Origin of the sequence: Kitasatospora sp. NPDC058406, assembly GCF_042722765.1 — a bacterium.
Lineage (GTDB): Bacteria > Actinomycetota > Actinomycetes > Streptomycetales > Streptomycetaceae > Kitasatospora.
The window spans coordinates 1-7485 of the sequence record NZ_JBHXKE010000340.1 but is presented as its reverse complement, the minus strand read 5'-3'; the positions used below and the strand labels follow the sequence as shown (position 1 = coordinate 7485).

The window sequence follows — 7485 nt, the reverse complement described above, 5'->3', positions numbered from 1 at the left end:
ATGTCGCAATCCACACCGAGCCAGAAGGCCCTCACTCATTTCAAGATCACCACGCCGTGAGCCCTGTCACCAACCTCCGTGGTCAGTACACCTAGATCTCTTCTCACGATTGGTACAGACCATCTGACCCCACTCAGACAAGGCCACCAGTATGTTCAGACGCACCTCCGCGTTCTTGGCGACGGCTCTGTTCGCCTCGCTCGTCGCCGCCCCCGCGACCGCTCACGCCGATGACGACGACAGCCGCCGGCTGCCCGGCCACCGGGTGGCCTACTTCACCGCGTGGAGCGCCTACAGCGGCTTCTCCCCCAAGAAGGTCCAGGACTCGGGCCAGGCCGCGAAGCTGACCGTGATCAACTACGCCTTCGGCAACATCTCCCCCGAGGGCACCTGCTTCGCGGACAACCTGGCCGACCAGGCCGACGCCTGGGTCGACTACCAGCGCCCGATCAGCGCGGCCGACTCGGTGGACGGCGTCGCCGACACCTGGGACCAGCCGCTGAAGGGCAGCTTCAACCAGCTGCGGAAGCTGAAGGCCAAGAACCCCCACCTGAAGGCCGTCATCTCGATCGGCGGCTGGGGCTGGTCCAAGTACTTCTCGGACGTGGCCGCCACCGACGCGGCGCGCAAGAAGTTCGTGGCCTCCTGCGTCGACCTCTACATCAAGGGCAACCTGCCGCAGCTGGGCTCTCCGGAGGGCGGCCCGGGCAGCGGCGCGGGCGTCTTCGACGGCATCGACCTCGACTGGGAGCACCCGGGCGGCGACGGTCTGCCGGACAACTCGGTGCGCCCCGAGGACGGCCGCAACTTCACCCTGCTGCTGGCCGAGTTCCGGCGGCAGCTGGACGCGGTGCGCGACGGCGGGCGGGGGCGCCACCTGCTGACGGCCGCCGTCGCCGCCAACACCGACGTCGCGGACCGGCTGGAGCTGAGGAAGGTCGCCCGCCAGGTGGACTACCTGAACCTGATGACCTACACCATGCACGGCTCCTGGGAGCCGCAGGGCCCGACCAACCACCAGGCGAACCTCTACACCGACCCGGCCGACCCCTCCGGCACCAGCGACAGCTACAGCGCGGACCGGGTGGTGCGGCACTACCTCGCCGGCGGCCTGCCGGCCCGCAAGGCGGTGCTCGGGGTGCCGTCCTGGGGCTACGGCTGGACGGGAGTGCCCGCCGGGACGAAGAACGGCCTCTACCAGCCCGCCACCGGCATGTCCCCGCTCGGCAGCGGCCAGCTGCCCTACAAGGCCATCAAGGACCTGCCGGGCACCGTGCACACCGACCGCGAGTACGGCGCGGCCTGGAAGTACGACGGCACCGAGTTCTGGACGTACGACAACCCGGCCACCGCCACCCAGAAGGCCCGCTACACCCGGCGGAACGGTCTCGGCGGCGTGATGGTCTGGTCCCTGGACGGGGACGACGCCCAGGGTTCGCTGATCGCCGCGCTGGACCGCGGTCTGCGGCGCTGACCTGCGGTGATGACCCGGCGGCGGGCGGGGCGACCCGGCCGCCGCCGGGTGCGGCGGCCGAATACGCAGGCCCCCTGCCCATGACACGTGCTGCACCGCCGACAACGCCTTGATTCTCATCGGCCTGTGGCGACCGTCCGACTACCGCCGTCTTGATCTCGTCCAGGGTGGAGCCCGGGCGGCCGAGAAGGCGTCGCCGGCCTCGGTGTCCGCCAGGCCGCCAGGCCCAGTGTGGTGCCGTCCACCGCGACCAACTGCCGGCACCGGTACCAGGCACCCGCCGTCCCGGGCACCGCCACCGAACGGCACACCCGCGCGAACAGGACCTTCAACGGTTCCGGGCCCAGACGGCGACGGGCCCGACCGCGCGCGGCGGTTGTCGGCACCCGCCACACCCGCCGTCCGTCACCGAGTCCTCGCCCAACAGCCGCGCGACCTCCTCGTGGCCCTGCCCGAGGAACAGGCACATCGCCGGCCGCCGGCCCTTCGCGCATCCAGAGCACGGCCCTGCGCCGTCGTCAGCTGCGTGCTGCTCATTTCGCCAAGGGCCGGAGACAGTGGGCTTCCCGAGTGTCCCCGTAGCGGACTGCTGTCCCGTCCGGCCGAGGCCGGCGTATGTCAGCTCGCGAGGACGGCCTGCGTGAGTTCCTGAGTGGTGACCATGCCGTCCCCGTCCTTGTCGGCCCGCGCCGCTACGCCCTCGAAGTAGTCCCTGGCCGTCTGCGCGTACGAGCCCGGCTGCGAGGCGAGAGAGGCGAGAGGCACAGGCCTAGATCAGGCGCGCCACGGCCAGGGTCAGCGCGCGGTCGAGCGCCGCCTCGGCGTCGCACGGCACGTCGGGCCGGACGCCGGTGCCCTCCCAGTTGGTGCCCGAGACCGGGTTGACCGCGCGGGCGATGGGCACGCTGAGCTCCAGGTGCGGGTGCACCGTCCAGCCCTCGCGCGGGTGCGCGCCGCCCCGGGTGGCCTCCCCGACCACCTCGGCGCGCCCGAGCTGCTGCAGGTCGTAGGCGAGCTCCTCGCCCGCGGAGAAGGTGCGTCCGCTCGTCAGCACGTAGAGCGGCTTGTCGCCGCCGAAGCGGGCACCCGGTACGAACGGGGGCGTCCAGGACTGCTCGGCCACCTCCCCCTGCCGCGAGACCATGGTGTTGAGCTTGGTCCGGCCGTCGAGCAGGTAGCCGCAGACGAAGGCGACCGTGTTCGGATCGCCACCGACGTTGCCGCGCAGGTCGAGGATGAGGGCGCGGGCGGGTGCCACCAGTGAGAGCGCCGCGGCCAGCGGCTGCGCCGCCCAGTCCAGCGGGAACAGCAGGGGTGCGATCTCCAGCACCGCGACGCCCCCGTCGAGGAGCTCCACACGCGGAACACCGCCCAGGGAGGCGTCGAACTGCCTCCGCATCGCGGCGAGTGCCGCCGCTCCCTGCTCGGGCGGCACCGGCACGGCGTGGTGCTTGAGGGCCAGGTGCAGGTCACCGTTGACGGACCGCAGGTCCGCGGTGACCGCTTCAGCCAACTCCTCCGCGGATTCGATCCGGTACGATCCCTCGGCGCTGCGGCTCCGCAGCAGGGCCGCCAGTTCCCGGGCGACATCGGGGAAGACGTAGTTCTCGCCGACGAGCTCGGCGACGGACTCGACAACGGTGGCGGCGTCCAACGCAGTGGGCGTTGTGGTGGAGGTCATGACAGGGAGTAGACCAGCCGACTTGCCAAAGCGTCAACCGTCCTTAACGCTTGATCTCGTGAGCCACCAACCGGACGAAGACGTACAGCGGATCAGCACGCCCCTGCAGCACGCCGCGCTCGCCCATCCCCTGCGCCAGCGCCTGCTCTTCGCCCTCAGCGGCCGGCCGTCGACGATCAGCCGCCTCGCCGCGCAACTGGGAGTGAACAAGGGCAGCGTCTCCCACCACCTGAGGGTGCTGTCCGAGGCAGGGCTGGTCCAGGACGCGGGAACGCGACGGGTACGCGGCGGCACCGAGAAGTACTACCGGCGGACCGCCGGGCGGCTCCTCGTCGACGAACCGCAGGCCGAGGGCACGGCCGCGCTGTTCGGCGCCGTCGCCCAGGAGTTGGACCGCTCACCCGCCGACCACCTCCTGACACTGCGCCACCTCCGGCTCAGCCCGGCCAAGGCAGCACGGCTCGCCGAGGCACTGGCCGGGCTGGTCGACGAGACGGAGGAGGACTCGGAGGACGGGCCGGTGCACGGAATCCTGGTGGCGCTCTACCAGCAGGCCGGGGCTTAGCCGGCCTGCTGGTAGAGCGAGGTGCGGAAGATCGGGGTGCGGAAATCGGGGTGCGGTACGACCGGTCCTCGATCCCGCAGAGCGGGAGCCGTGTCGGCCGTCGGTCCCGGGCGGGTTCGACCTGGAGCACGGTCTCCGCCTGATCAGACAGAGCCCCTGATCGGACCCGGGAGGTCAACGACCTGCGGCGTCCGGGTCTAGGGAGTGCTCTCCCCCGGGCGGGCCTTGCTCATCTTCGCGGCCCTGGCCTGCGCCCAGCGCAGCAGGAGGACGGCCACCACCACCGCCATCAGGGCCGCCTTGCCGACCTGTTCGACCGTCCCGCCGCGCAGGGCCGAGGAGAACATCGGCGTCAGCAACGCCACGCCCACGGCGGGCCCGGCGGCGTACCAGGCGGCGAACAGCAGCGGGCCCGTCCCGCCGCCCGCGCCCTGGGCCGGGGAGAACATCAGGTCCTTGCGCAGCACCCCGCGGCAGGCGTTCACCAGTCCCGCCGCGACCAGTGCCGGAGCGGCGGCCGGTGCGAGCCAGGCCGCCGGGCCGGTGCCCGCCGCCAGGAGCGCCGCGGCGCAGGCCAGCCCCAGCAGGAGCCCGGCCAGTGTCGGCACGATCGCATGGCGCAGCATCAGGCCGGCGAACGGGTACGGCGACCAGGAGGCCCGTCGGACGTCGTCGGTCTCGATGCGGGCCGGTTCCAGCAGCTGGGCGACGGCGAGGTAGCCGAACACCAGCGCCACGGCGGTGGCCAGCCAGGACAGCCCGCCCGTGGCGCCGTGCGCGAGGACGGCGCAGGACAGCGCGGGTACGACCAGGACCACCGCGCGGCCCAGCCGGGCAGGGGACCGGAGCAGTGCGAGGGTGTCCCGCCACGGCACCACCAGCCAGGCGCGGCTGGGCGGCGGCAGCCGGAGCCGGCGTTGGCGGGCGGCGCCGTTGGCGCTGTTCACCGCCAGCCGCGCGCTGCGCAGTTCGACGGTCCGGAGTGCGGCCAGTACGCCGGCGGCCGTCCTGGCCCGCTCGCGCAGGCGGGCCAGTGGCACGGTCGCGGCGGCCCGGTCGGCGAGCAGCAGGGCGGCAGCGGTCGAGACCAGCAGGAGCGCGGCGGCCACCCAGCTGCCCGCGACGGCGGCGGGGGTCGGTGCCAGGGCGGCGATCGCCGCCCAGCCCCAGGGTCCCGACCACAGTTCGACCAGTTCCAGCCAGCGCACCGGGTGGCCGGCGACGGCCAGCGCGCTCTGTGCCGCCAGGGCGATGATCAGCAGTGTCAGGTACGGGGTGAGCCGGCGTACCCAGCGGGCGGCGCGGTCGCTGCGCTCCACCACCAGGGCGGTGCAGGTGGCCAGGAGCGGCACGCAGAGTCCCCCGAGCAGGCACCAGCCGAGTGCGGCCGGCAGGCCGACCCGCACGGTCAGCCCGAGCGCGACCATCCCGCCGACCGCCGCCACCAGGGCGGGGAACGCGGCCACGGCGCAGGACAGCCAGAACCAGGGCCGGAGTACGGGACGGGGCCGGACGGGGTGGATCAGCAGCCAGTCGGCCGCCGCCCGGGGCGGCACCACGGGGCCGCGCCACAGGCCGTCCCGGACCAGCAGCAGGAAGGCGGCCAGGCCGATCGCGGTGATGCCGGCGGGCATGGCGGCGAGGAGGTCGCTGCCGTGGCCGGTGTAGTCGGCGCCCATGGAGGCCTGGAGGAACAGTCCGAGGCTGGGTACGCCGCCCCAGATGATCAGGATGAGTACCACGCAGTAGACGGCGAAGCCGACCGACTTGGCGCGGTTGCGCCGGTGGGGGGTGCGCAGGGTGCGCAGCAGGGCGAGGGTCTCGTCGGTCCAGTCGTCGTCGTCCGTCCAGGGCTCGACGGCGGGGTCGGTTTCCGGGTGGGCGGTGGTCACCGGGCACCTGCCGAGCCTGCGGCGGTGCGGGCGGCGAACTCCGCGGCCAGGACCTTGCGGGTAGCGCCCTGCTTGAGGATCCTGCCGTCCTCCAGCACCAGCACCCGGTCGGCCACGTCCAGGGCCAGGTCGGTGTGGTGGGTGACGAGCAACACGGCGACGCCGTCGGCCAGTTCGGCCTTGAGGAGGTCGGCGAGGTGTCGGCGGGCGTCCGGGTCGAGCCGCTGCTCGGGCTCGTCCAGCAGCAGCAGATCGCGCGGGCGCACCAGCGCGCAGGCGAGGAGCAGGGCCTGCATCTGTCCGGAGGAGAGGGCCGAGGGGAGCGCGTCGGCCCGTTCGGTGAGCATCCGGTCGGCCAGGACCTGGGAGACCCAGTCGGGCGCGTCGGCGACCCCGTGCGCGACCGCGACCAGGAGCAGGTGTTCGCGGACGGTCAGGTCGGGGTAGCAGGCGACGGTGTCGCCGACCACCGCCACGCGGGCCCGGACCCGGGGGTCGTTCTCGTCCATCGGGATGCCGTCGAAGGTCACGGTGCCCTTGCTGGGTACGTCGCGGCCGGCCGCGACCCTGAGCAGGGTCGACTTGCCCGATCCGTTGTGCCCGAGCAGCGCCACGCACTCTCCGGCGGCGAGCGACAGGCTCACGGGGTGCAGCACCTCCCGCTCGCCGTACGAGCGGCTGACGCCGGTCAGCTGCAGCAGGGCCTTGCGGGCTGCGGCACGTGGTTCGGCGGCGTTGTTGGCCATGGAGGAGGGCGCCTTTCAACAGGGTGTCCGGTCACAGTACCGACCCTGCGACGGCCACCCGGGCGAGGGTGGTGTCGGCCTGGATCGGGGGGAGCCTCGCGCGCTCGGCCGGGGAGGGGGCGGCAGGACGCGGAGGGTGTCCGGCGGCATACCGGGGCGGGCGGCCGGGTGATCACTCGACGCAGTGGCGTGTCCCGTGGCCGCCGGGGTGGGACGAGGGGGCCGGCGTGCCCGGCCCTGGGGGCGCCGGCCGGTGAGGTCGCCGGTTCCGGCGCCGCGGTTCCGTGAACGATCTTCGGCTTCCCGGCGTCACAGTGGCCGCGTCCACCGTTGATCGAAGGGCAGGTCGGAGCCGACGTGGAGGCAGCGATGAGGGTCGTGTTCGTGCATGGGGCATGCGTGCGGGACGGGTCGTGGTGGTGGCACCGCACGGCCGGGCTGCTGCAGGAGCGAGGGGTGCGGAGCGTCGCGCCGGCGCTGCCGAGCTGCGGCGAGGCGGGCGTGCCCGGGGGCGGAGGCGGTCCGGGGCTGGCCGAGGACGTGGCGGCGGTGCGGCAGGTGCTGCTGGACGGTGACGAACCCACCGTCGTGGTCGCCCACAGCTACGGGGGCATCGTCACCGCGGAGGCCGCCGCGGATGTCGGGTCGGTCCGCCACCTGGTGTTGACCTCCAGCTACCTGCCCGAGGTCGGGCAGAGCCTGTCGGAGTTCGGGGACGGCGGTCCCGCCCCGTACCTCGACGTCGATCCCGACGCCGGCACCTTCGGGGTCCGTCCCGAGCTGCTCGTGGACACGTTCCTGCAGGACTGCGGCCCGGACGTCCGGGCGCAGGCGGCGAACCACCTCGCCCGGCAGAGCCTGCGGGTGACCGGGCAGCCGGTCGGGGCGGCCGCGTGGCAGCAGGTGCCCTCGACGTACGTCGTCTGCGGCCGGGACCGGGGCACCCCGCCGCGCCTGCAGCGCGAGTTCGCCCGCCGGGCCGGCGGCGTCGTCGAGCTCGACGCCGGTCACCATCCGTTCCTGTCCCGGCCCGCCGCGGTGCGGGACCTGCTGCTGGGGCTGTGACGGCAGCGCCGGGAGAGTGCGCGGAATCGCGGCCGGTCGGCCGCCCGCCCCAGGGGGGCGGG

At 73.5% G+C, this 7485-nt stretch carries 7 protein-coding genes; 3 read left to right on the top strand and 4 right to left on the bottom strand.

Going from position 1 to position 7485, the window contains the following annotated elements; translation table 11 throughout:
- The first annotated feature begins 151 nt into the window (after positions 1–151).
- Entirely contained in the window at positions 152–1474 is a 1323-nt protein-coding gene (locus ACFWOG_RS37790) for a glycoside hydrolase family 18 protein (protein ID WP_380364002.1), read from the top strand.
- Positions 1475–2092: 618 nt separating this feature from the next.
- Here ACFWOG_RS37790 and ACFWOG_RS37785 read toward each other — a convergent pair.
- Positions 2093–2239, bottom strand: a complete 147-nt coding sequence (locus ACFWOG_RS37785; RefSeq protein WP_380364000.1) for a hypothetical protein — start codon at positions 2237–2239, stop codon at positions 2093–2095.
- 4 nt (positions 2240–2243) lie between these two features.
- Complete coding sequence (locus tag ACFWOG_RS37780; RefSeq protein WP_380363998.1) at positions 2244–3155, bottom strand: S41 family peptidase; 912 nt, start codon at positions 3153–3155, stop codon at positions 2244–2246.
- A 58-nt stretch (positions 3156–3213) separates the two neighbouring features.
- Here ACFWOG_RS37780 and ACFWOG_RS37775 point away from each other — a divergent pair, with 58 nt between their 5' ends.
- Positions 3214–3720, top strand: a complete 507-nt coding sequence (locus tag ACFWOG_RS37775; protein ID WP_380363996.1) for an ArsR/SmtB family transcription factor — start codon at positions 3214–3216, stop codon at positions 3718–3720.
- A gap of 197 nt (positions 3721–3917) precedes the next feature.
- Here ACFWOG_RS37775 and ACFWOG_RS37770 read toward each other — a convergent pair whose 3' ends face one another.
- Both ACFWOG_RS37770 and ACFWOG_RS37765 read right to left on the bottom strand, forming a co-directional pair.
- The gene (locus ACFWOG_RS37770; RefSeq protein ID WP_380363994.1) at positions 3918–5612 is read right to left on the bottom strand and encodes a hypothetical protein; all 1695 of its coding nucleotides are present in this window, start codon (positions 5610–5612) and stop codon (positions 3918–3920) included.
- Positions 5609–6358 carry an ABC transporter ATP-binding protein gene (locus ACFWOG_RS37765; protein WP_329951704.1) on the bottom strand — a complete coding sequence of 250 codons (750 nt, stop codon included), beginning with the start codon at positions 6356–6358 and terminating at the stop codon, positions 5609–5611. Before ACFWOG_RS37765 ends, ACFWOG_RS37770 begins: the two co-directional genes overlap by 4 nt.
- Positions 6359–6727: 369 nt before the next feature.
- Here ACFWOG_RS37765 and ACFWOG_RS37760 point away from each other — a divergent pair, with 369 nt between their 5' ends.
- On the top strand, positions 6728–7423 hold the full coding sequence (locus ACFWOG_RS37760) for an alpha/beta fold hydrolase (protein ID WP_380363992.1): 696 nt from the start codon (positions 6728–6730) through the stop codon (positions 7421–7423).
- Positions 7424–7485: the final 62 nt, after the last annotated feature.